Annotated in this window: 20 protein-coding genes; 12 read left to right on the top strand and 8 right to left on the bottom strand. The window is 34.5% G+C overall.

Annotation, left to right across the window (positions count from 1 at the left end):
* Positions 1–5: 5 nt before the first annotated feature.
* Positions 6–1,169 (bottom strand): THUMP domain-containing class I SAM-dependent RNA methyltransferase, encoded by a 1,164-nt coding sequence (locus ABD745_RS15790; protein WP_344832012.1) that lies wholly within the window; start codon positions 1,167–1,169, stop codon positions 6–8.
* A gap of 124 nt (positions 1,170–1,293) precedes the next feature.
* Here ABD745_RS15790 and ABD745_RS15795 point away from each other — a divergent pair, with 124 nt between their 5' ends.
* Entirely contained in the window at positions 1,294–2,019 is a 726-nt protein-coding gene (locus ABD745_RS15795; protein WP_344832014.1) for a class I SAM-dependent DNA methyltransferase, read from the top strand.
* Between the two features lie 2 nt (positions 2,020–2,021).
* On the top strand, positions 2,022–2,747 hold the full coding sequence (locus ABD745_RS15800) for a ZIP family metal transporter (RefSeq protein WP_344832345.1): 726 nt from the start codon (positions 2,022–2,024) through the stop codon (positions 2,745–2,747).
* A gap of 80 nt (positions 2,748–2,827) precedes the next feature.
* Here ABD745_RS15800 and ABD745_RS15805 read toward each other — a convergent pair whose 3' ends face one another.
* The gene (locus tag ABD745_RS15805) at positions 2,828–4,237 is read right to left on the bottom strand and encodes an OmpP1/FadL family transporter (protein ID WP_344832016.1); all 1,410 of its coding nucleotides are present in this window, start codon (positions 4,235–4,237) and stop codon (positions 2,828–2,830) included.
* A gap of 31 nt (positions 4,238–4,268) precedes the next feature.
* Positions 4,269–5,330 carry a prolyl-tRNA synthetase gene (locus ABD745_RS15810; RefSeq protein ID WP_344832018.1) on the bottom strand — a complete coding sequence of 354 codons (1,062 nt, stop codon included), beginning with the start codon at positions 5,328–5,330 and terminating at the stop codon, positions 4,269–4,271.
* A gap of 177 nt (positions 5,331–5,507) precedes the next feature.
* On the opposite strand from ABD745_RS15810, the gene proS reads away from it, so the two are divergent.
* The 3 genes from proS (at position 5,508) to ABD745_RS15825 (ending at position 9,861) form a co-directional block, all read left to right on the top strand.
* Entirely contained in the window at positions 5,508–6,983 is a 1,476-nt protein-coding gene (gene proS, locus ABD745_RS15815; RefSeq protein ID WP_344832020.1) for a proline--tRNA ligase, read from the top strand.
* Positions 6,984–7,112: 129 nt separating this feature from the next.
* Entirely contained in the window at positions 7,113–8,417 is a 1,305-nt protein-coding gene (locus tag ABD745_RS15820) for an OmpA family protein (RefSeq protein ID WP_344832023.1), read from the top strand.
* A 112-nt stretch (positions 8,418–8,529) separates the two neighbouring features.
* Positions 8,530–9,861, top strand: a complete 1,332-nt coding sequence (locus ABD745_RS15825) for an Nramp family divalent metal transporter (RefSeq protein ID WP_344832026.1) — start codon at positions 8,530–8,532, stop codon at positions 9,859–9,861.
* A 298-nt stretch (positions 9,862–10,159) separates the two neighbouring features.
* Here ABD745_RS15825 and ABD745_RS15830 read toward each other — a convergent pair whose 3' ends face one another.
* On the bottom strand, positions 10,160–11,929 hold the full coding sequence (locus ABD745_RS15830) for an aminopeptidase P family protein (RefSeq protein WP_344832029.1): 1,770 nt from the start codon (positions 11,927–11,929) through the stop codon (positions 10,160–10,162).
* 132 nt (positions 11,930–12,061) lie between these two features.
* Here ABD745_RS15830 and ABD745_RS15835 point away from each other — a divergent pair, with 132 nt between their 5' ends.
* From ABD745_RS15835 to ABD745_RS15845, 3 genes are all read left to right on the top strand, one after another.
* Positions 12,062–13,147, top strand: a complete 1,086-nt coding sequence (locus ABD745_RS15835; protein WP_344832032.1) for an acyltransferase family protein — start codon at positions 12,062–12,064, stop codon at positions 13,145–13,147.
* A gap of 158 nt (positions 13,148–13,305) precedes the next feature.
* Complete coding sequence (locus tag ABD745_RS15840) at positions 13,306–13,743, top strand: DUF6526 family protein (protein WP_344832035.1); 438 nt, start codon at positions 13,306–13,308, stop codon at positions 13,741–13,743.
* Between the two features lie 208 nt (positions 13,744–13,951).
* On the top strand, positions 13,952–15,055 hold the full coding sequence (locus tag ABD745_RS15845) for a DNA topoisomerase IB (RefSeq protein ID WP_344832038.1): 1,104 nt from the start codon (positions 13,952–13,954) through the stop codon (positions 15,053–15,055).
* Between the two features lie 14 nt (positions 15,056–15,069).
* Here ABD745_RS15845 and ABD745_RS15850 read toward each other — a convergent pair whose 3' ends face one another.
* Positions 15,070–15,579, bottom strand: a complete 510-nt coding sequence (locus ABD745_RS15850) for a hypothetical protein (protein ID WP_344832041.1) — start codon at positions 15,577–15,579, stop codon at positions 15,070–15,072.
* 141 nt (positions 15,580–15,720) lie between these two features.
* Here ABD745_RS15850 and pruA point away from each other — a divergent pair, with 141 nt between their 5' ends.
* From pruA to ABD745_RS15865, 3 genes are all read left to right on the top strand, one after another.
* The gene (gene pruA, locus ABD745_RS15855) at positions 15,721–17,346 is read left to right on the top strand and encodes an L-glutamate gamma-semialdehyde dehydrogenase (protein ID WP_344832043.1); all 1,626 of its coding nucleotides are present in this window, start codon (positions 15,721–15,723) and stop codon (positions 17,344–17,346) included.
* A 269-nt stretch (positions 17,347–17,615) separates the two neighbouring features.
* Positions 17,616–17,756: a hypothetical protein gene (locus ABD745_RS15860; protein ID WP_344832048.1), complete on the top strand. Its 141-nt coding sequence runs from the start codon at positions 17,616–17,618 to the stop codon at positions 17,754–17,756.
* 253 nt (positions 17,757–18,009) lie between these two features.
* Entirely contained in the window at positions 18,010–18,222 is a 213-nt protein-coding gene (locus ABD745_RS15865) for a hypothetical protein (RefSeq protein WP_344832053.1), read from the top strand.
* Positions 18,223–18,320: 98 nt separating this feature from the next.
* Here the strand turns inward: ABD745_RS15865 and ABD745_RS15870 are convergent, their stop codons facing one another.
* Together ABD745_RS15870 and ABD745_RS15875 are read right to left on the bottom strand one after the other, a co-directional pair.
* Positions 18,321–18,479, bottom strand: coding sequence for a hypothetical protein (locus ABD745_RS15870; protein ID WP_344832056.1), 159 nt, complete (start codon positions 18,477–18,479; stop codon positions 18,321–18,323).
* Between the two features lie 249 nt (positions 18,480–18,728).
* Positions 18,729–19,421: a helix-turn-helix domain-containing protein gene (locus ABD745_RS15875; protein ID WP_344832059.1), complete on the bottom strand. Its 693-nt coding sequence runs from the start codon at positions 19,419–19,421 to the stop codon at positions 18,729–18,731.
* A gap of 400 nt (positions 19,422–19,821) precedes the next feature.
* Between ABD745_RS15875 and ABD745_RS15880 the strand changes: the two genes are divergently transcribed.
* A complete protein-coding gene (locus ABD745_RS15880) occupies positions 19,822–20,991 on the top strand; it encodes a thioredoxin family protein (RefSeq protein WP_344832062.1) in 1,170 nt (389 codons plus the stop codon).
* A gap of 38 nt (positions 20,992–21,029) precedes the next feature.
* Here ABD745_RS15880 and ABD745_RS15885 read toward each other — a convergent pair whose 3' ends face one another.
* Positions 21,030–21,866 (bottom strand): GLPGLI family protein, encoded by an 837-nt coding sequence (locus ABD745_RS15885; RefSeq protein WP_344832065.1) that lies wholly within the window; start codon positions 21,864–21,866, stop codon positions 21,030–21,032.
* Positions 21,867–21,904: the final 38 nt, after the last annotated feature.

A 21,904-nucleotide genomic window follows, 5' to 3' on the forward strand; every position in this document is an offset into this window, starting at 1 on the left:
TGCTCTTATTTTTCTTCTAATTTATGTACTTTCTTCGTTCCCTCATACATTTCATACTGAAGGAATCTCGTTTCCAATTTTCCGTTGAAAAGCTTGATTTTTCTTGACGGACGAAGACCGATTTTCTTCACCGCTTCCAGATCAGAAGAAATCAGCCAAGCCAATGTATTCGGGTAATGCGTTTTGAAAGTATCTCCTATTTTCTTGTAAAAATCATCATCATTAATAGAAATTCTCTCATCATAGGGCGGATTGAAGACCATTAATAACGGGAAAAGTTCCTTTTTAGAATCAAAGAAATCCTGTCTTGTCACTTCAATAACGTCTTCCATTTCGGCTGCTTCGATATTCATTCTTGCGGCATTCAGCATTTTTCCGTCGATGTCGTACCCAACAATTTTTCCGGTAAATTCTCTTACACGATTGATTCTGAATTCTTTAATTTTAGCAAACAAATCAGCATCATAATTTTTCCAGTTTTGGAAAGCAAATCCTCTTCTGAAAATCTGTGCCGGAAGATCCAGTGCAATCATCGCCGCTTCGATCAAAAGCGTTCCGGAACCACACATTGGATCAAGGAAATTCCCTTTTCCGTCCCAACCTGCCAATTGAAGCATTCCGCTTGCCAAAACCTCGTTAATAGGAGCTTCACCCTGTTCTCTTCTGTACCCTCTTTTAAACAAAGCGTCACCAGAAGAATCTAAAGATATCGTCACCAATTCTCTGTCGATATGAAGGTGAAATTTAATGTCCGGATGTTTAGGTTCTACATTAGGACGTCTTTTGAATTTATCCTGAAAATAATCAACAATTGCATCTTTCATTTTCAAAGTCACGAATTGTGAATGCTTGAAAGTTTCAGAATTCACTGTTGCATCAATCGCAAAAGACTGGTCAACATCCATAAACTGCTCCCATTCCATTTTAAAAAGCCTGTCATAAAACTGATGTTGGTTGAAAGCCTTAAATTCATGAATCGGAACTAATATTTTTAAAGCCGTTCTCGCAGAATAATTAATTTTATAAAGAAAGCCTAAATCACCTTCGCAATTTACCGCTCGGTTTTTTACTTCAACATTTCTTCCGCCCAATTTTTTGATCTCTTCAGCCAAAATTTGTTCTAATCCGAAGAAAGTTTTTATCTGAATCTGTATATTTTCTATATTCATTTTGCAAAAATAAACAATTTTAATTGTTGGTTGTCAGTTTATAGTTGATAGAAATCGTTGCAACTGATAAAAACCATCAGCTGACAACGATGAACTATCAGCCAAAAAACACTATTTTTGCATTATGGAATGGTTTGAATCTTGGTTTGATACCCCTTATTATCATTTACTTTACAACAACAGAGATTATACAGAAGCGGAAAACTTCATTACAAAACTGACTGCAGATCTGCAGCTTCCGCCAAATTCTAAAATTATCGACCTTGCATGCGGAAAAGGAAGACACTCCGTTTTTCTTAATAAATTAGGCTATGATGTTTTAGGGCTTGATCTTTCTAGGCAGAGTATAGAATTCGACAAACAGTTTGAGAATCAGACTTTACTGTTCGATGTTCACGACATGAGAAATCCGATTGACGCTGATCCTACGGATGCAGTTTTCAATCTTTTTACAAGTTTCGGGTATTTTGATAATGAAAATGATGATAAAAAAGTTTTTCAATCCGTTTATAATGCTTTAAAACCAGGAGGTTTTTTTGTTTTGGATTATCTTAACGAAGAATATGTAAGGAAAAATATCGTTCCTGAATCTCTTATCAAAAGAGGTGATATAGAATTTAAAATCTGCAAAAAAATCGAAGGAAGACATATTGTAAAAGATATTACATTCGAAGCCGACGGAAAACCTTACCATTTCTTTGAAAAAGTAAAACTTCACACCTTGGAAGCCATTAATTCTTACGCAACAGACTGTGGTTTTGAAAGGATAAAAATCTGGGGAGATTATCAATTGAATGAATTTAATAAAGAAACTTCTCTCCGTTGCATTAATTTATTTAAGAAAAAATAATGATAACAGTACTTTTACTGATCTTAAGTGTCATTACAGGAGTATTTCTTGGAAAACATTTTGGTAAAAAAGAAAAGCTGGCTAAAAATTTATTGATTCTGAGTGCCGGATTTCTGATTACCATTTGTTTGAATGAGGTATTTCCACAAGTTTATACTTCTGAAACAGGAAGTAATCTGGGGATTTTCGTCATCGGCGGAGTTCTGCTTCAAATGATTTTAGAGGCTCTTACCAAAGGTTTCGAACACGGACACTTTCATCATCACAGCGAACATAATATTCTTCCTGTTGCTTTAATGGTAGGACTTTTCATTCACGCATTCATCGAAGGAATTCCTTTGGCAAATGAAGAGCATGAGTTCTCGCCTTATCTTTTGGGAATTGTATTTCATAACCTTCCGATTTCATTTATTTTGGGAGCGTTTTTATTTAACAGAAAAGAAGGTTCGAAATCAAGTTCTTATCCTTCTTTATTAATTGTAGCCCTGTTTGCATTGGCTTCACCGATGGGTATGTTGTTGGGGAATTATTTCAATCCTGATTTACAGCCTTATTTCCTGGCTATTGTCGGAGGAATTTTCTTACACATCTCTTCTGTAATTATTTTTGAAAGCAACAAGAATCACAATATCGACTGGGTAAAAATCGGATTGGTGATTTTAGGCGTTTCTTTAGCATTAATTATGCATCTTTTCCACAGTCATTCTCCCGTGGGACATCATCATTAATTCAATTATAAAAAAATAAAAGCTCCGAATTAATTTTTAATTCGGAGCCTCATTTAATCACTCATTACACAATCCGAAGGTTAGAATTTCCATCCGAATGTAAGAAAGAAGTTATTTCTGCTGTTTTTCACATCTGATACTACAAACGCCTTGCTTGAGATCAAATTGTTTGGTGAATAATAACCAGATTCTATACCATTAGCCGGGTCTACTACCCCTCTTAATAATGGATTGCTATATTTTGAAGTTATATTCTGATAGGAAGCATCTACATAGAATGATTTGAAATCATATCCAAGACCAACTGACAAGGCATTTCTGTCACTTAAAATTAAGTTGTTGTATGATTGGTTATCTACTACATCTCCGTTATCAGCATATCTGCTAACCGTTAACGCATCAAAAGGACTTGAAGCATAAGAATAACCGCCTCTCAATCTGAACTGCTTAACTCTATATTCTGCTCCGATTTTTACTTCTGATAAATTTTTATAATTGTCTTTAAAGAAGTCGTTTAATTCAGTTTCTGCATCTCCGTAAACTTTATACTTAGGTTTTGTTAATCCAAGTGTATAATCAACATTTAAAGAGAAACTTTTGCTGGCAATGAAAGCTGCACTCACTGTCGCCTTAAGCGGAGTAGTCAGTTTTCTATTTTCAACAGCATAATCATCTCCATAAATAGGATCATTATAGAAATTATAGCTTCTGTCGATATTCCAGAAAGTTGGAGTTTCTAATGCCGCACCAATTCTAAAGTTCGGACTTAGCTTGCTAATAACCCCTAATGAAGCGGAAAAACCGTTTCCTTTTTCATAGAAAGGTGTATTTTGTTTGCTGAAATATTCCTGGCTTCCATTTGACAAGGAATTGAAAATAGCTGTATCAGACTGATCAATCGATGAATTGAAGAAATTCAATCCGGCTCCTAAATACAAATTGTTGTTATAATTCGCACCTACACCTACACTCGTTTTTGATAAATAACCGTATCTGTCATACGCATGTCTTCCGAAAGAAGAGCTGTTCGTTGCATCAAAATCGTAGATAAGATTACTGTTTCCCGGAGTTTCAACATAATTTTCAATAGACTGGTTCGAATAATTGACCCCAATGTTGATAAATTTCCAGGCACTTTCAGTCATCAGCTGGAAAGTCATTACCCCTCCCAGATTTCCAAGATCTCCTTTGTTAATATTGTATCCATAAGATGATCCTGCATACGAAGATGTATTCTTATTGCTCGTAACCGACAATGTTCCCGAAACTTCTCCCGAAATTGCCACACCCAGACCTGCCGGGTTAGTCAATAAAGAATTCGCATCGCCTCCCAAAGCTCCATTGGAACCCGCCATTGCATTAAACTTAGCAGAACCTACATTGGGAGCATTAGAATAAACATCTACAGTATTTCTTATCACAGAAACATCTTGAGCCTGCGCAAAAAATGCTGCAGAAATGCTCATTATTGCTAAAGATTTTTTTAACATTATTTTTTTGAATAGTTATTAATTTGAAAAATTATCTACCACCTCTGAAGCCGCCGCCTCCACCGCCGCTAGATCTAAATCCGCCGCCGCTTCCGCCTCCGAAGCCACCGCCACCGGATCTGAAACCACCTCCACTGTTGGAATTGTTGAAGCTTCCACCATTGTTTCTGAAACCTCCGTCATTTCTCGGCTGAGACTGTTGTGGGTAATTATAACTTGGTCTTGGCTGGCTTTGATTTGGATTACGGAATCCGCCCTGAGGTCTTGTTCCGTTTTGACCTCTGAAACCTCCGTTAGTATTTCCTTGTCTGAAACCTCCATTGTCAGATCCTCTAAAGCCTCCATTTGTAGTATTTCCGTTTCTGAATCCACCTGAATTAGTATTGCTTCTTCTGAAACCTCCTGAATTCATACCGTATTTATTGGCAAATCCTCCGTTGTAAGAATTAAATCCTCTTCCGTCGGCACCGCTTCTTCTGTAATTAGGTCTGTAGTAATTACCTCCCCAATATCCGCCACCATAATATCCGCCATATCCCCAATAAGGATAACCGTAACCATAATAGCCGCCCCAATATGGATTATATCCTCCCCAATAAGGTGAATATCCCCAACCCATATTCCAGCCGCCGCCCCAGCCCCATGAGCCACCCCATGAAAGTCCAAGACCCCAACCGAAACCGCCGCCATATCCCCAATAAGGGTTATAACCACCATAATAACCGCCCCAACCCCACGGAGAACCCCATCCCCAAGAATTGTCGTAATAGTTAGTCTGGCTTCCGGCATAGTTTCCCCAATCAGAATCAGTTGCGGTAGAATTTGTATTCCAGGCATAATCGTTCCAGGAATCATACCTTCCTTCTCGGGAATTATCTTCGGCGTTTTGAACAACGTTTGTATCATCTTGATAATAATCGTAGTTCTCTCCTACCCTGTTTCCTCTATCACTGATGATCACTCCTTCAGGAAGTGTATCTTTATTAGGGTCGTAGTAAACGCCATCGGTCTCACTGTAGCCGCCCATCTGAGCACCACAAGACACAAGTAATAATCCGCCTGATATTGCTAAAATCCCTTTAGACTTTAACATACCAAGCAAATTTTTATGTATATTTCTTTTCATGATAACGTAAAGATTTTTAATTTAAATTATATTTGCAATCTGTACCAAAAATGTACCAAAACACGGGTACAAAAATCTATCAAAAATAGATTTTTATTTTTAGATAACAATAATAGCAAAAAGTTAAAAAAATTAAAAAAAATAATGGCAAAATTAACCTCAAGAAGCGAAGATTACAGCAAATGGTATAATGAGTTGGTTGTAAAAGCCGATTTAGCTGAAAACTCAGGAGTAAGAGGATGCATGGTTATCAAACCATATGGCTATGCAATCTGGGAGAAAATGCGTGACGAAATGGATAGAAAATTCAAAGAGACAGGTCACGTTAATGCTTATTTCCCGCTTTTTGTGCCCAAAAGCTTGTTTGAGGCCGAGGAAAAAAATGCAGAAGGTTTTGCAAAAGAATGTGCAGTTGTCACTCACTATAGATTAAAAAATGATCCTGATAATCCCGGTAAGCTTATCGTAGATCCTGATGCCAAATTAGAAGAAGAACTTATTGTACGTCCTACTTCAGAGGCAATTATCTGGAATACTTATAAAAACTGGATCCAGTCTTACAGAGATTTACCAATATTAATTAACCAATGGGCAAATGTTGTTCGTTGGGAGATGAGAACCCGTCTGTTTCTTAGAACAGCAGAATTTTTATGGCAGGAAGGTCATACCGCTCATGCTACAAAAGATGAAGCAGTGGAAGAAGCTGAAAAAATGAATAAAGTATATGCAGATTTTGCAGAAAACTTTATGGCAATGCCAGTAATTCAGGGGATAAAAACACCTTCGGAAAGATTCGCGGGAGCTGATGAAACTTATTGTATCGAAGCTTTAATGCAGGATGGAAAAGCTCTTCAGGCAGGAACTTCTCACTTCTTAGGACAGAATTTTGCGAAAGCATTTGATGTAAAATTCACAAACAAAGAAGGAAAAATAGAACATGCCTGGGCAACATCTTGGGGAACTTCTACCCGTCTGATGGGAGCTTTAATTATGACTCACTCGGATGATTTCGGATTGGTATTACCTCCTACTTTGGCGCCGATTCAGGTAGTGATTGTTCCTATTTTCAAAGGAGAAGAACAATTGGAGCAGATAAGTGAAGTAGCTTTAGATATTCAGGCTAAATTGAGAGCAAAAGGAATTTCTGTGAAATTTGATAATGATACTCAAAACAAACCAGGCTGGAAATTTGCTGAATACGAATTGAAAGGTGTTCCTGTAAGAATCGCAATGGGACCAAGAGATTTAGAAAACAAATCTGTGGAAATAGCGAGAAGAGACAACTTAACAAAAGAGGTTCGTTCTATCGAAGGATTGGATTCTTATATCGAGGACTTATTAAAAACAATCCAACAAGATCTATATACTAAAGCTGTAAATTTCAGAAAAGACAACATTACAAAAGTTGACACTTATGAAGAGTTTAAAAAAGTTTTAGAAGAAAAAGCTGGATTCATCTATGCACATTGGGACGGAACTGCTGAAGAAGAAGAGCAGATTAAGGAAGAAACCAAGGCTACAATCAGATGTATTCCTTTGGATGATGATATCGAAGAAGGAGTTTCCCTAATCTCCGGAAAGCCATCTAAAAGACGAGTTTTATTCGCAAAAGCCTATTAAAACTTAACATAATAAATTATTAAATCTGCAAAAATTCCATGAATTTTTGCAGATTTTTTTTAAAAAATGATGTTTGGACTATTTTTTGTTTAAATTTACTTCAACATTAATCTTTAAAATAAATTTATTATGTCTTTAAATGTTATCGATTTAATTAAAGGACAATTAGGTCCCGCTTTAGTATCTCAAGCTTCATCACAGCTTGGAGAAAGTGAATCAGGAATTTCAAAAGCAATCGGAGGTTTATTACCTGCCGTTTTGGGTGGATTGGCAAACAATTCTAGTAATCCGGGTGTTTTGGATGCCATTACAAATGCTTCATCAAGTGGAATTTTAGGAAATTTATTGGGAGGATCTTCCAATAATTCAATCATTACAACTTTATTATCTACTATTTTTGGTGATAAATTGGGTGGTTTGGTTAATTCTATTGCCACTTTTGCAGGAATCAGCAATAACTCTTCAAGTTCTTTACTGAATTTGGTTACAGGAGCTACTGTTGGATCGATCGGAAAATATGCAACTGATAATAATTTAGACAAATCCGGAATTTCAAGTTTATTGAATGACCAAAAAGGAATTGTTTCTACATTATTACCTGCAGGACTTTCTTTAGCTTCTTTAAATATTGGAGATTGGGCTAAAGGATACAAGTTTGATAACGATAATGATACAATAAAAACTACTGCTTCGGAAGAACCTAAAATTGAGGTTACAAGAAGTACAACATCTTCAGGAACTTTTCCTGACAGAAACAATAATGAAGGCGGAAGCTCGATCTGGAAATGGTTGCTTCCGCTTTTGCTTTTAATTGCGGCAGCATATTTCATTTGGAAACAATGTGATAAAAAGCAAACGACCACTACTACAACAGCAACAGATTCAGGTAAGGTTGTTACCGACACAGCAAATACAGTTTCACCAGCTGATACGGCAGGAACAGCAGCTACTACTTCTAAAGTTGATGAAAATATTGACTTAAACGGTACTTCATTGAAAGGCTACAAAGGAGGAATGGAGGATCAAATGATCACTTTCCTGAAATCTGACGGTTATAAAAATGCAAAAGACGATGCCGCGTTGAAAACAACTTGGTATAACTTTGACCATGTAAATTTCAAAATGGGTAGTTCTAATCAATTGGAAGCAGGTTCTGAAGGACAGTTACAAAACTTAGTTGCTATTTTAAAAGCATATCCTGAAGCGAAAGTAAAAATCGGAGGATATACTGATAAAACAGGAGATGAAGCTAAAAACTTAAAATTGTCTGCCGAAAGAGCAAACTACATCAAATCTTGGCTAGACAAGCAAGGTGTAGGTTCTCAGGTTGCAGGAGCTGACGGATACGGAAGCCAGTTTGCAACAGTTGATGCTAAAGCATCTGATGCTGAAAGAGCTATTGACAGAAAAATGGCAGTAAGATTCGCAAAATAATCTTAAAAACATAAAATAGCTAAATCCCGGAAAATATTTTCCGGGATTTTTCATATATAATTTTCTCAATTTCATTTATTTAATTACATTTGTTAGTCATTTCTAACATTTTATGAATCTGAATTTAAAACCCGCTTGGCGAAAAGATAAAATATCAAACTCATTATCAGAAGTTTATTCCTCTGTAAAAGTTCCAAAAAATGGTAGTTTCTGGAGAAAATATCTGGCTTTTGCAGGTCCGGGATTAATGGTTGCTGTTGGATATATGGACCCTGGAAACTGGGCAACCGATATTGCGGGAGGTGCGCAATTTGGTTATACTCTGCTTTCCGTGATCTTAATTTCTAATATTTTCGCCATGGTTTTGCAGCATTTATCTGTAAAATTGGGCGTTGTAGCAGAAAGAGATTTAGCTCAGGCTTGCAGAGATCATTTTGGTCCGAAAACTAATTTTATGCTTTGGGTTTTCTGTGAAATTGCGATTGCCGCCTGTGATCTTGCAGAAGTTATCGGTTCTGCGATTGCTTTAAATTTACTTTTCCATATTCCCTTAACCTGGGGAATTGTGATCACAACAATTGATGTTCTTGTCATTCTTTTGCTTCAGTCAAAAGGTTTTCGTTGGATCGAAAGTATTGTTGGCGGATTAATTTTCATTATTCTCGCCTGCTTCGTTTATGAATTGATAATTTCAAAACCCGCTATTAATGAGCTTTTGGGAGGATTAGTCCCCAAAAAAGAAATTATTCAGAATCCTGCGATGCTTTATATTGCTATCGGGATTTTAGGAGCAACGGTAATGCCTCACAACTTATATTTACACAGCAGTATTGTTCAGACAAGAGATTATGAGCGTAACAAAGAAGGTAAAAAAGAAGCGATAAAATTTGCAACATTAGACAGTACAGTTTCTTTGATGCTTGCATTTTTCATTAATGCAGCCATTTTAATTCTTGCCGCCGCAACTTTTCATATAACCGGAAACAAACATGTTGCAGACATTCATGATGCGTATAAAATGCTGACTCCAATTTTGGGTGCTTCAATGGCGAGTATTGTTTTTGCGATTGCATTGTTAGCTTCCGGACAAAATTCTACATTAACCGGAACTCTTGCCGGGCAAATCGTAATGGAAGGTTTCTTAAATATCAGATTAAAACCTTGGCTCAGACGTTTAATTACCAGATTAATTGCGGTAATTCCGGCTTTGATTGTTGCTATTCTTTATGGTGAACAAGGTACAACGGAATTATTGGTTTTAAGTCAGGTTATTTTATCGATGCAGTTGAGTTTTGCGGTGGTTCCGTTAGTGATGTTTACAAGCGATAAGGCTAAAATGGGCGAATTTGTAAACAAACCGGTCATGAAAATATCTGTTTGGTTTATTTCATTTATTATTATTATTTTAAATCTCTATCTTTTGTATCAGACGTTTTTCGGATAATAGATTCCCAATGGAGATATGATTTTAATTCATAAAGAAATCCTGATATAAAATAAAAATCACCTCAAGAACTGAGGTGATTGCTGCTTTGAATTTACTAAGTTATATGAAGTATGAATGATGTTTCTTTTTGTTGATACAAAGATAGACTCACTCGCTCTTCAAATACTCAGGATAAACCCTAAAGTTTTATCCGTAAAAATACGGTTGTGCAAATAAAAAAGCCTTGTAATGTAACTTACAAGACTTTTATTTATTATTTATAAGTTCTAAAATCTGAAATCTATAAATTTAATTTTTAAAGTGGACTTACCAGTTCCAAAAACCATTCTTTTACTTCTCCTTCTAAAAACGGAGCGATTTTTTCTTCGCATGTTTTATGGTAATTATTCAGCCAAACGATTTCATTTTCAGAAAGGATTTCTTTAACGATTGTGTCTTTAAAGAACGGGCAGAACGTTAAAGTTTCAAATTCATAAAATGTACCGTGAATGGTTGTTTCAGATTCTTTTACAGCAATTAAATTTTCATGACGGATTCCGTATTTTCCTTCCAGATAATACCCCGGCTCGTTTGAACAAACCATTCCTACCAATAATTCCTGCGGATTCATATCTTTTCTGATGTTTTGCGGACCTTCATGAACATTCATAAAACTTCCTACGCCATGACCTGTTCCGTGGTTGTAATCCTTACCTTCCATCCATAAAGGAAGTCTCGCAATGGCGTCCAACTGAACACCTCTTGTTCCTTTCGGGAATTTCACCATCGACAGACGGATCAATCCCTGTAAAACCAATGTCGAATTTCTTTTAAATTCATCAGAAACAGCACCTAAAGCTAAAGTTCTCGTAATATCAGTAGTTCCCTCAAGGTATTGACCTCCTGAATCTACTAAAATACTTGCATCGTTTGTAACCTCTTTACTTCCTTCACTTTTCGCAGAATAATGCATAATTGCACCGTTATCTTTATATCCAACAATGCTTCCGAAACTTTCTCCGACAAAATTTTCACCTTCTGCACGGAAACCTCTCAGCTTTTGGCCGATAGAATATTCGTTCATTGCTTCTTTTCCTGCGTTGTGAGTTAACCAATACAGGAATTTCACCATAGCAACGCCGTCTCTTACCATTACTTTTCGGAAACCTTCCAGCTCAGTTTCGTTTTTTTGAGCTTTCATTAAATTTCCCGGAACCGGAGCTTTGATAAATTGATTATCTGATTTTAAAGCTTCAAAAATCGACTGATTACTATTTGGAGAAACTAAAACTTTTTCGTTTTTGAATATTTTTAAATGATTGTAAAATTCTTCATAAGGCATCATCTTGACGAAAGATTCATCCATTGACCTTCTTGATTCAACTTCTAATTTTTCAAGCCCTGTAAACAATATTGCATCATTTTTAGTGATAATAATATATCCTAAAAATACAGGATTGCTTTCTACATCACTTCCTCTTAAATTCAATGTCCATGCAACATCATCCAAACTTGAAATGATATGAACCGTTGCTTCCTGGTCTTCCATTTTCTGACGGATCGCTGCTATTTTATCTACAACAGATTTTCCTGCTCTTTCAACCGGATGTACAAAAATTGGATTTTCTGACGGCGTTCCTCTGTCTTTCCAGATTTCCTTTAAAAGTGGAGAATCAACCAGCGTTATATTTTTCGAATTTAATTTTTGAGTTAAAAGTTCCCAGTTGGCATGAGACGTGGCAACAGCATTTACCGCTACTTTTCCGTTTTCGGGAATTTCAGAAATAATCCAGTCGATATAATTTGGGGTTCCTTCCATTCCGTCTTTGAAAAGATCAATTCCCGACCCTGCCAATTCGATAGGAGCCTGAGTAAAATATCTTCCGTCTGTCCAAAGTCCTGCTTTATCTTTTGTCACTACCACAAAACCCGCAGAACCCAAAAATCCGGACAACCAAGACCTTTCCTGCCATTCCTGAGGCAGATATTCACTCATATGAGGATCCGCAGAATATACTATAAATGCATCAACATTATTTTTCTGCATCTCTTCACGAAGCGCAGCTACTTTTTCCTTTGAAGTCATTTTTCTATAATTTTTTAAAGACGGGAAGTTACGAAAAATTTGAATTTAATATTAATTCACTGCTTTCATATTCACCTTCATATTTTAAGAAAATGTTAAATAGCCTTTAAATGATTTTCTTTATTTTTGTCCATGAAAAAATTTTATCCTAATCTTAATTCCCTCAGATTTATAGCTGCTTCGCTTGTTATTGTCAGTCATGTTGAATTATACAAATCATTATTTGGCATAGAAAATTTAGCCAATGTCCCCTTTTTTCAAATAGTCGGCAAACTAGGTGTGGTCTTATTTTTTGTTTTAAGTGGTTTTCTTATCACTTCTTTACTATTACATGAGAGAGAATTTAAGGGAACAGTTAGTATTAAAAATTTTTTCATCCGACGTATTTTAAGAATATGGCCATTATATTATCTGGTAATTCTTTTAGGTTTTTTTGTCTTTCCATACATTCATTTTTTTGATATTCCCGGAACAATCTTTACTCATGTTTTGGATCATAGAAGCTCTAGCATTATATACTATTTAACTATTTTTGCCAATCTTGGTGTTGTTTTATTTGGGGAAATAGCCTATACTTCTCAAACATGGTCAATTGCAACAGAAGAACAATTTTATCTTATCTGGCCGTTTCTTTTTTTGAAAAGAAAATATTTTTATTTCGTTATCTCAATACTTTTATTTTATTGGATTCTTAGCTTTATTCTTAATCATACAGGTATCAAATTATTCTCAAGTTTCAAACAAAATGCTCTGACAGGATTTTTATCTCAATTTAAAATAAATTGTATGGCAATTGGTGGTGTTTTCGCCATATTAATTTATAAAAAATCTTTTATAATAGATATTTTATTCAAAAAACATGTTTTATTGATAGCTTCATTGATAGCTTCTGTATTAATATTATTTGGTGTAAAATTTCCATATTTTCATGATGACATTTACTCCTTTTTATTTGCTGTTATTATTATCAATTTAGCTTGTAACGATAGGTATTCAACCTTACTTGAAAATAAAATAACCAATTATCTGGGATCAATTTCGTACGGAATTTATATGTGGCATGGTATAGCAATTATAATAGCTTTAAAAGCTTCGATCTATTTCCAGATGAACTGGATTATTTACCCTATTACCCTTATCCTAACTTTTCTTATTTCTCATATATCTTACAAATATTTTGAAAACTATTTCCTTAAACTAAAATCTAAATTTAGCTGATAACAAATAGTTATGATACTTTAATTTCTAATATCATTATTATTTAAATCATAATATTTTAAAGTAAACAAACTTAATTTTCTAATTTTCGCATACCACAAATAGTAATTAACAGCAAAAATTTAACTTTTTGGAAAGATTCTTGCAGTATTGCTTCCATGGAAAGCCAGAATTATAAAAATCACAGGAAATTTTATCCTCCGCATCATTTTATTTATCTTCCATTATTAATTTTTCTGGAAATTTTCGGAATCTGGAAAATTTTTAATGATGAACTTTATCAACTGATCTGGATTTTATTTTCACTTGTAATTTTTCTGATTTTCTATTTGGCAATTATGGTTCGGCAGCATTATGCGTTGGGACTTCAAAACCGTTTGGTGAGATTGGAATTCAAACAAAGATATTTTGAGATTTTCAATGTAAGATCCGATGAAGTTGAAGAAAAACTGAAGTTCAGCCAGATTGCAGCTTTAAGGTTTGCTTACGACGATGAGTTTAAAATTCTTTTGGAAAAGGCATTAAAAGAAAATATTTCCGGAGACGAAATTAAAAAGTCCATTAAAAGATGGAAAGCAGACCTTCAAAGAATTTAAAATAATAAAACACCAAAAATAAATTATCATGAAAAAATGGACCTTATACAGTATAACATTGATTTGTTTACTGACATTAACGAGTTGTGAAGCGGTAGAAACAATCTTTAAAGCAGGAATGTGGTGGGGAATAATATTAGTAGTTGGCGTAGTAGCCGTTATATTATGGCTATTTTCAAGGGGTAAGAACTCTTAACCAAATAATCTTATGGAAAATTCAGACTTAGACCTCATTTCCCATCTGAAACCCGCAAAGATTGTAAAAATTATGAAGGATCCGGAGGCTTCTGCAAAGGCGGTACATCTCATATATACCACCGATGCAGAAACGACCGGTATCACACGCAAAAAGACAGGAAAAAAATATTCCTATTTCAAAGACGGCGAAAAAATCAAAGACAAAGACGAAATCACAAGAATCAACAAGCTGGTTATACCTCCCGCCTGGGAAAACGTGTGGATCTGTGCTTTGGATAATGGGCATCTTCAGGCAACAGGTTTTGATGTTAAAAAGAGAAAACAATACCGTTATCATCCTTTGTGGAGTGCGTTGAGAAACCATACAAAATTTTACAGAATGCTTCAGTTTGGGTATGCTTTGCCCGAAATCAGACTTCATGTAGAAAAAGATTTAGCATTAAGGAATTTTGAAAAAAGAAAAATATTAGCACTCATTGTTAGTTTAATGCAAAGAACAAACATTAGAATCGGCAATAATGCATATGAAAAACTGTATGGTTCTTTTGGGTTAACGACTTTAAAAGATAAACACGTCAAAATTAAGGGGCCAAAAATTACTTTTAATTTTAAAGGTAAAAAAGGAGTTATGCACAATATCGATCTTAAAAGCAAAAAATTAGCCCGATTGGTGCAGAAATGTAAAGACATTCCCGGAAAAGAACTTTTTCAGTTTCTGGATGATGAAGGACACCGCCACACCATCGATTCGGGTATGGTAAATGATTATATAAAAGAAATCAGCGGTGAAGATTTTACAGCTAAAGATTTCAGAACGTGGTCGGGAACAGTAAGTGCTTTAATAGCTTTTAAAGAAATCGGATATGCCGAAACTCACACAGAATACAAGAAAAAAGTAAAAGAAGCCTTAGATATTGTTGCTTCTCATCTCGGAAACACAAGTACGGTTTGCCGGAAATATTATGTTCATCCACTGGTTATCAATCTTTATGAAAATAATACCATCAAAAAATATCTTGATGAGCTGGAAGAAATAGAAGAAAATGATGGCAAAGCAGACCTTACTCATGAAGAAAAGCTAGTCTTGAAAATATTAGAAAATGAAAAGATGTAGTTTTAATATCCGGATTAAAAACCAGGAACCGTAATTGGTGACGAAGTCTCCCCCTCTCTCAATTCTATCGTCTGTTCTCTTTCATTAAAAAAAACATCGAGTGCTCCCGATAGAAATCCGGATAATTTTGCACTACATTTTTGATGAGGTGAAGTAATTTTAAAAGGCTGAAGCCCTTTTTGTACAGTTGTATTTTCATCTCTTTCTTTCAAAATTTGATAAGTTCCTTTTATAATACTTTTGCAGTTTTTTTGATTAATGTTAATTTGAAAATTCTCAGCATCAACAAAATACAAAACATCAGGTTTCATTTTTTCTTTGTCTAAAAAAAGTTGTTTTTCAACTTTACTGGCAAGATCGAAATACCATTTTGAGCCTTTTAAAATGCCATTTAAAAGCTCGTTATCAGGATATTTATATACTTCAATTTGTGGTGCTAAAGGAATTTCTTTCTGCACTTTCTTTTTATGTTGTGCAGCAACGACCTGTGATACAAGCAAAAAGGCTAAAAAAATATTTTTCATTTTTTTAAGTTTAAGAACAAATCAAATATAATCATTCTAACTAATAAATAATAAAATGCAAATAGTTTCTGTCGATTTTTTGTCCAAATTAAAAGTTGTAAATTTGTATCATTAGCAAATTAAAAAATAATACAACGTAATATGTCTAAAGCAATTTCGCAAGTACCATTTGCAGTAAACGAACCGGTAAATTCTTACGCACCGGGAACTCCTGAAGTAAAAAGCCTTATCGCTCAATACAAAAAAATGTGGGCTGAAAAGATAGAAATTCCAATGGTAATCAATGGTGAAGAAGTAAAAACCGGTGATACGGTTCAGCTTCAGTCGCCTCAGGATCATGCTCATGATTTCGGTTTTTATCACAGAGGAACAATGCAACACGTAGATGACGCCATCAACGCTGCATTGGCTGCAAAAAAAGAATGGAATGAGCTAGGTTGGGAACAACGCGCAGCGATTTTCTTAAAAGCTGCTGATCTATTGGCAGGACCTTACAGAGATGTAATCAACGCTGCGACAATGATCGGACAGTCTAAAAATGTTCATCAGGCTGAAATTGATTCTGCTTGTGAATTAATTGATTTCTTAAGATTCAACGTAGAATTTATGACGGAAATGTATTCTGAACAGCCGGTTTCTGACGCAGGAATCTGGAACAGAGTTGAGTACAGACCATTAGAAGGATTTTGTTTTGCAGTAACTCCATTCAACTTTACAGCGATTTCCGGAAACCTGCCGACTTGTATGGCAATGCTTGGAAACGTAGTGGTTTGGAAGCCATCCGACAAGCAGGTTTATTCTGCAAAAGTAATCATGGATGTTCTTACAGAAGCAGGTCTTCCGAAAGGGGTAATCAACATGATTTTCACAGATGGAAAAGAAACTGCCGAGAAAGTTTTGGCACACAGAGATTTCGCAGGACTTCACTTTACAGGTTCTACAAAAGTTTTCCAGGGAATGTGGAAAATGATCGGTGACAATATTCACAATTACAGAACTTACCCAAGAATTGTTGGTGAAACTGGTGGAAAAGATTTCGTTATCGCTCACCCTTCTGCTAATGTAGAAGCAGTTGCAACTGCTTTGGTGAGAGGTTCTTTCGAATATCAGGGACAAAAATGTTCTGCTGCTTCAAGAGCTTATATTCCTCAGTCTCTTTGGGCTGATGTGAAAAAAGTAATGGAAGCTCAGATTTCTTCTATAAAAATCGGTTCTCCTGAAGATCCTTCCAACTTTGTGAATGCCGTAATCGATAAAAATTCGTTCGAAAAATGCAAGGGTTACATCGACAGAGCCAACGCATCAAGCGAAGCAAACGTTATCATCGGTGGAAAAACTGACGATTCTAAAGGATGGTTTGTATATCCGACAGTAATCGAAACTACAAATCCTCAATACGAAAGTATGGTTGAAGAGATTTTCGGACCTATCTTATCTGTTTTCGTTTATGAAGATAAAGACTGGGCAGAAACGTTGAAAGTTGTTGATTCTTCTTCTCCTTATTCATTGACTGGTTCTGTATTTGCACAAGATCGTTATGCTGTAAATGAAGCTTTCAAAGCATTGGAAAATGCGTCAGGAAATTTCTATATCAACGACAAACCTACGGGTGCAGTTGTTGGTCAGCAGCCTTTCGGTGGTGGCAGAGCTTCAGGAACGAATGATAAAGCAGGTTCTAAAATGAACTTACTAAGATGGACGTCTGTAAGAAGTATCAAAGAAACTTTTGTTTCTCCTAAAGATTACAAATATCCATACCTAGGATAATATGAGTAATAGGTAATGAGTAATTGCCTGTTAATTAAATACAGCTTCGGAATTTCGGTTTCGGGGCTTTTTTGTTTTTATTACTATCCTAATTTTGATAATTAACAAAATTTAAATTACTTTATTAATACTTTAATATTTAATTTTCTACTTCGGAATAATTCTTGAAATACTATTAATACACACTAAACCAAAATATTATGAAAAAATTATTGTTAATAGCAACAGTCGCAATATTCGCAGTCAGTTGCGGAACAAAAGAATCCTCTATGTCAACAAGTAATATAGATTCGACGGCGGTAGATAATTCAAAAACTGTATCACCTGCCACGACGGATACCATGACTACAAAGACAGCCAATCCTGACAGTATCAAGATAAAAATGGATTCAGCAACTACTGTTAAATAATAAAAGTTTAACTTTAAAATGGAAAATCCTCAGATGAAAGCTCTGAGGATTTTTTTGTTTTTTTTGATCGGTTATGATACAGTTAATAAGATTTTTCATCCTATCCTAGATTCCAAAATTGTTTGTATTTTTTCTCATTTAAATTTTGTACAGAATATCTTAAAATTTCTAACACTATGCCTTTGTTTCCCGTAAAATTTTAATTAAATCACTATATTTGATCTAATACTAAACATTAAAAAAAGAAATTGCTATGAAAAAATTATGGATAGGTGCTGTTTTAGGCTTATTATTTTTAGGAAGCTGTGCTGATAAAAAAGAAAACAGGGAAGAATTTAAAGAATCTCATGATAAAGACTCTTTAAGAAATAAAATGGGAGATTCTGCCGTTGCCAATTCTGAACCAGTTCCTTCCACTCCTTCTGATACGGTAAAAGTAAAAACAGATACTACAAAAACAAAATAGAATAAAACAAAACCGCAGAAAATTCTGCGGTTTTGCACTTAAAAAAACTTGACTGAAAAAAACCGGGCAATCCCGATCATATTTTTTAATTCTAACAATTATTCTCCCAAATAGATAAACATATCTACCACCAAATAAGCAGATCTTTTATCTATCGACTTTCCGGTATCTCCTATTGATACTGGTGCAGTTCCGGAAACAGTATGGATATGGGTTCCCGCAGGTGCAGTATTTCCAAGCAGCCAATACCTCTCCATACCGTTGAGTTTCCATCACTCTGATAACAGCCTGCACCAAGATTATTAACCACTGTTCCTGGTTTTCTTAGTTTTTAGTGTTTAGGTGAGTAAGGAATTTTATTTTTTCCAGAAAAATTATAAAACTGCAGTATTGGTTTGTCCCGTAAAACTGGCGCAAATATATAAAAGTGCTTATCCCACAAAAAAATAAATACTTATCTGTTTTCCTGAAAATGAAAAGAACAGAGTATCAAAAGAGTATGCTGTTTAACTATTTTCCTGAAAACGGCTAATCTTATCTGTCTGATTTTCAGTTTCAATAAGCTTTATATAGGCTGAAGGAGAATAATCGGTAACTATTTTAAAAACAGAAGCAAACTTACTGTGAGAAGAAAATCCGCATTCATCGGCAAGAATACTGATCTTGTATTGGCGGTATTTATCGTCATTAATGAGTTTATCAACAATGTGATTTATCCTCAATCGGTTGATGTAGGTTTTAAAGTCTGAACTTTTGTGCTGATTGATCACGTACGAAAGATACTTTGTATTCGTATTTAATTCTCCTGCAAGAAAAGGCAGAGACATATTTTTATTATTATATAAAACGCCTTTTTCAAAATCATCGAGGAGTTCCAGTAATTTAGTTTCGGTTTCGGAGGTCATTAAAGATTCGTTCCGCTTTTTATTGGTTTCTCCGTCTTTTTCAGACACTTCCTCTATCGAAATATGAGAAAAATCTGATTCGCTTTTACGCAGAAGAATTTCAGAATTATTATGAGTTGATTTGTTTAGATTTCTTATAATATTTCTGAATTTTGAACGCTGTTTTCTTTGCTTAGATCTAAAGTGTAAAAAAGAACCAATCAAGGCAGAGCATAAAACTATAATGATAACATTTTTGGCAATACTGATCTGGTCATATGTATTATTTACAGAAGTCAGTAAAATTGAAGACATTTCTTTTTGTGTAGCGGTAATAAGTTTTTTATCGCAGATTTTATCGAAATTCCTTTTTTTCTGAGCTGATATTTGGACAGCAGTCATTAAAAAACACACAAGCCTATGAAAATTCTTAGACATAGATGAACAAATTATTATGTTGGTTATTATAATAGTTCATCATTTCCGGGGGTGTCTTTTTGTTTTTCACAAAATTAAGAATAATTTAGTTTTTAATAAAATCTAATATCCCCAATTGCTTCTATAATTAAAGAATTATCAGCATCTATCTTATTAATGATCACATTCTTTTAACTTAAATTAAAAAAAATAATCAAATTGTAGCTGTAACTATTTTTATTTTATACAGACTGATTTATTAACATAATTATTACATTTGCAATCAATAAAAAGTATTATGAAAAAATTATCAATATTCTCAGCCCTTTTCATCGGAGCGTTTGCTCTTGCACAAGGGATAAAATTTGAGGACACCAACTTCACAACCATTCTTGCCAAAGCAAAAAAAGAAAACAAGCTTGTATTTATCGATGCGTATGCTTCTTGGTGCGGACCTTGTAAACTGATGGTAAAAAATGTCTTCCCGCAAAAGCCTGTCGGAGATTACTACAACGCTCACTTTGTGAATGCAAAAATCGACATGGAAAAAGGTGAAGGAGTTGACCTTGCTAAAAAGTATAACGTAAAAGCCTTCCCTACTTATCTTTTCGTAGACGGAAACGGTGAAGTGGTACACAGAACTTTAGGATATGTGGAAGAAAATGACTTTATCCAGTTTGCAAAAGATGCAGGAGATCCCAGCAAAAGAATAGGAACATTAAAGCAAAAATTCGAAGACGGAGAAAAAGATCCTGAATTTTTGAAAAATCTTGCAGAACTTACCATGTATAGTGATGCAGCGTTCTCAACCAGAGTTATAGAGCGTTATTTTCAGGTAAAAACTGATTTTGACAGAGATGATATTCAAATGTTACTTTCAGGAGCACAGAATATGGACAGTCCGCTTTACAAAATTTTCCAAACAAAAAAGGCTGAAATTGCTAAAGTTATTACATCTGAAAAGTATGAAGAACTTGACAAAAATATAAAAATCAGCAATATCTTCAAGAAATCATACAATACTGAAACTAAGAAATGGAATGATGATTATTTCTTAACGGAAGCTCAGAAATTCTTATCAAAGGGCGAAGCTGAAAAAATCTTGAAAAAAGCACAGGCTTCAAGAGCATTAAGAGCAAAAGACATTGCAACGTATGAGAAATTAAGCTTAGAATTAAATAAAGATACATCTGCAGCAAGTTCAGAAGAATTAAATTCTCTGGCTTGGAATTTCTTTGAAAATGTGACAAATAAGGCATCTTTAGAAAAAGCCGTTGTTTGGGCTCAGGAATCTGTAAAGAAAGACGAGAATTACGCAAATACCGACACTTTAGCAAATCTTTACAACAAAGTTGGTGACAAGAAAAACGCTAAACTTTGGGCAGAAAAATCCATCGAACTGGCGAAAAAGACAGGACAGGATTCCGGTGATACTGAAAAATTACTGAAGAGTTTGAGTGTTCAATAAAAATAAATCCGCAGAGTGTTCTGCGGATTTTATTGTTTTTAATCTAATTCTATTGGATTGTATGGCTTCTTTTTCCATTTTTCATTTATAGGATTTCCGTTTGCATCATAAGAGTTTCCTCCATAGAAAAATCCGGGATTATCATGAAGATCTTTCTGAATTTTCCTAAATTGTTCTCTTGTCACATGTAAAATTTGCTTTTCCTTCCTCAAATAGATATCTTTTGTTTTTTTATCCATTGCAATAGCTGTAAAATGATAATGATCATTTATATCCTCGATCTCCATGATCAAACCAGGAAGCCCGTCAAAAATATATGGTCCATTATTAATAGGAATATTTTTGGCATACCAAGCTATATATTTTCTTCCTCGAAACTCTGTCGTTGCTTTATAACATACATATCCCAAAATTTCTTTAGTGTCTTTTTCTAATTTCCAATTAAAATTTGGTTGTAATTCTTCGTATTGATATTTATTTTTTGCGTAGTCTTGTATAATATTTTTTTTGTCTACTAAATTTTTCACCAAAACATTGTCCCAATTACCAAAGAAAGAATTATATACACCAAATTCTTTCGGAGTAATTTCTTGCTGATGGCTATATTTTTCATCTAGAGAATCTAATTTTACAAAATTATTATCCGCAAATCTCGAAAATATACTTCCTATCTGTAATATACAAATCGCCTGTCTTTTACTTTGCGTATTTTTTGTATCACGTACGAATTTTAAATCATAATATATATTTTGATTACTTTCTTCTATAATTGTTGCACTGTAAGGAAATGGTTTCATTGATGCACTTGTTAAAGATATTTTTTGTGCATTACAGAAACTACATATCAGTATTAAATACAAGTAATATATTTTCATTATTGTTATTATAAAAAGAACTGTATAATATTACACAG

It is taken from the genome of Chryseobacterium ginsenosidimutans, from assembly GCF_039536845.1.
Lineage (GTDB): Bacteria > Bacteroidota > Bacteroidia > Flavobacteriales > Weeksellaceae > Chryseobacterium > Chryseobacterium ginsenosidimutans_B.

Excerpts from the sequence above, each read along its gene's own strand:
- ABD745_RS15885 (WP_344832065.1), bottom strand. The coding sequence starts at position 21,866 with ATGAAAATATATTACTTGTATTTAATACTGATATGTAGTTTCTGTAAT.
- ABD745_RS15870 (WP_344832056.1), bottom strand. The coding sequence starts at position 18,479 with ATGGAGAGGTATTGGCTGCTTGGAAATACTGCACCTGCGGGAACCCAT.
- ABD745_RS15840 (WP_344832035.1), top strand. The coding sequence starts at position 13,306 with ATGGAAAGCCAGAATTATAAAAATCACAGGAAATTTTATCCTCCGCAT.
- ABD745_RS15830 (WP_344832029.1), bottom strand. The coding sequence starts at position 11,929 with ATGACTTCAAAGGAAAAAGTAGCTGCGCTTCGTGAAGAGATGCAGAAA.
- ABD745_RS15820 (WP_344832023.1), top strand. The coding sequence starts at position 7,113 with ATGTCTTTAAATGTTATCGATTTAATTAAAGGACAATTAGGTCCCGCT.
- ABD745_RS15865 (WP_344832053.1), top strand. The coding sequence starts at position 18,010 with ATGAAAAAATTATGGATAGGTGCTGTTTTAGGCTTATTATTTTTAGGA.
- pruA (WP_344832043.1), top strand. The coding sequence starts at position 15,721 with ATGTCTAAAGCAATTTCGCAAGTACCATTTGCAGTAAACGAACCGGTA.
- ABD745_RS15805 (WP_344832016.1), bottom strand. The coding sequence starts at position 4,237 with ATGTTAAAAAAATCTTTAGCAATAATGAGCATTTCTGCAGCATTTTTT.
- ABD745_RS15880 (WP_344832062.1), top strand. The coding sequence starts at position 19,822 with ATGAAAAAATTATCAATATTCTCAGCCCTTTTCATCGGAGCGTTTGCT.
- ABD745_RS15810 (WP_344832018.1), bottom strand. The coding sequence starts at position 5,330 with ATGTTAAAGTCTAAAGGGATTTTAGCAATATCAGGCGGATTATTACTT.
- ABD745_RS15845 (WP_344832038.1), top strand. The coding sequence starts at position 13,952 with ATGGAAAATTCAGACTTAGACCTCATTTCCCATCTGAAACCCGCAAAG.
- ABD745_RS15825 (WP_344832026.1), top strand. The coding sequence starts at position 8,530 with ATGAATCTGAATTTAAAACCCGCTTGGCGAAAAGATAAAATATCAAAC.
- ABD745_RS15860 (WP_344832048.1), top strand. The coding sequence starts at position 17,616 with ATGTCAACAAGTAATATAGATTCGACGGCGGTAGATAATTCAAAAACT.
- ABD745_RS15795 (WP_344832014.1), top strand. The coding sequence starts at position 1,294 with ATGGAATGGTTTGAATCTTGGTTTGATACCCCTTATTATCATTTACTT.
- ABD745_RS15850 (WP_344832041.1), bottom strand. The coding sequence starts at position 15,579 with ATGAAAAATATTTTTTTAGCCTTTTTGCTTGTATCACAGGTCGTTGCT.
- ABD745_RS15790 (WP_344832012.1), bottom strand. The coding sequence starts at position 1,169 with ATGAATATAGAAAATATACAGATTCAGATAAAAACTTTCTTCGGATTA.
- ABD745_RS15875 (WP_344832059.1), bottom strand. The coding sequence starts at position 19,421 with ATGTCTTCAATTTTACTGACTTCTGTAAATAATACATATGACCAGATC.
- proS (WP_344832020.1), top strand. The coding sequence starts at position 5,508 with ATGGCAAAATTAACCTCAAGAAGCGAAGATTACAGCAAATGGTATAAT.
- ABD745_RS15835 (WP_344832032.1), top strand. The coding sequence starts at position 12,062 with ATGAAAAAATTTTATCCTAATCTTAATTCCCTCAGATTTATAGCTGCT.